At 30.1% G+C, this 1565-nt stretch carries 1 protein-coding gene; it reads right to left on the reverse strand.

The window, feature by feature from the left end:
* Positions 1–787 precede the first annotated feature (787 nt).
* Positions 788–1565, reverse strand: a 778-nt coding sequence (locus B9Z54_RS03680; RefSeq protein WP_205207667.1) for a hypothetical protein, incomplete at its 5' end; no start/stop codon positions are given.

Raw genomic sequence — 1565 nt, forward strand, 5'->3', positions numbered from 1 at the left:
CGATGACCTCGATGTCATTTAATGTTTCAAGGTCGATATGGTCCCTCTTCAATGCCTCAGCCAATTTCGGGTTCGCCCCGGTCAGTTCTCGCAACGCTATTTCGAACGCTTGTTGCTTTTTATCCATCTTCATGCCTCTCCCTCTTTTCGCTCCCGATTTTCAATTAATTTCCGTCTGATCTTGAAATGTACGATGAAAATATGTAATACATATGTATTTACTATTAAATACAAGCGTAATCGAATTAAAAAATTAGATGAAAGTGTATTACTTGAATGAGTTTAATTTTAATTATAATGACGATACTTGTGATAATCTTATATTATCACAAGTTAATAATTATAATAAAAGTCTAGCATTCTTGCATAGAAGCTAGACAAGTAGTTACCATATTTCTTTTAAAATTGATTTACAGGCTTCAATAGATTTAGAGTTTAATGAAATCATGTTGTATTCTTTATTCTTAATCTCAAGTTTTTCTAAGAAATATTCAATCCCTTCGTAAGTCTCGATTCTGGAAATCTTAAATTTACCTATTTCGACTTTTTGAAGCGATTCTTTATCCAAAAATAAGAATTGAAGAATAATCATGACGATTGTTTTAGAGAAGCAATAATTAAAAGAAAACAGATTGTAGTATGTAATTTTATATGATGTAACATATTTAATAGTGTCTTCGTCCTCACTAAAAGGTTTTAAATATACTTTTCAAATTCATCTACCAAATCTTCAAGCTTAGTATAGGATGTCAATACTTTGGTCAAGTATCCTGCGATTTTGTATTCTTCAATTTTCATTGGCTTTAATGATTGAGTAAATGAAAGCTGTTTTCAGATTACTTGAGAACGCACCCTCTGTTTTCTTGTAAGAGTGTTTAATATTCGAAACTTCACCTTTCTTGCTGGAGCTAAGTAATTGTTTTGGTAACCCTGTTACTGTTTTAGGGATGCTAGCATTATTCTTATCAAACTCAATTTTGGTTGAAATAGTAATCAATACTGAAATTATGTGTGAAATAGATAGTGTATTTCTTTCTTCAATCATGTTATTCAAAACTGAAATAAAAACATTCTCTAAAGATTCATTGAAAGATTCTTTGTAGGCATAAGTCGATTTGGTGGTTTTTATCTCTGATTCTTTTTCTAAAAATGATTTTAGAAAAAGATCATTATTTAGAAACATTTCTAAAACATCATAACTTCCCACTTTAATTAAATGTGTGATTAACTGATAAGTCTTGGTAAAGAAACAATTGTAGAGTAAATCTAATCTTTCATGAAATTCGTCATCGGTGAGACCATGATAACTATGTTCGTCTTTTTGAAATTGTAAAACTTTAAAGAAAGAACTCATTAGCTCAGCGTTTTCATTAGCGTGACCATAATTTTTTGAAGTAACAATAATTAAATTAGAATGACTTTCTAAAATCGATGAAAATAAGTTCACTAAGTTCTTCTGCTCACTTGGGGTCACTTTAATGTGAAGAAGCATAGTGTAAAGCGAGGAAATAGTATTATTGTAATTTGTTACAGTCGACGCCGTATTTGATTTTGAATTCTGTTCA

The sequence above is a fragment of the Bacillus sp. P14.5 genome, from assembly GCF_003316765.1.
In the GTDB taxonomy this organism is placed as follows: domain Bacteria; phylum Bacillota; class Bacilli; order Bacillales; family Bacillaceae_B; genus Rossellomorea.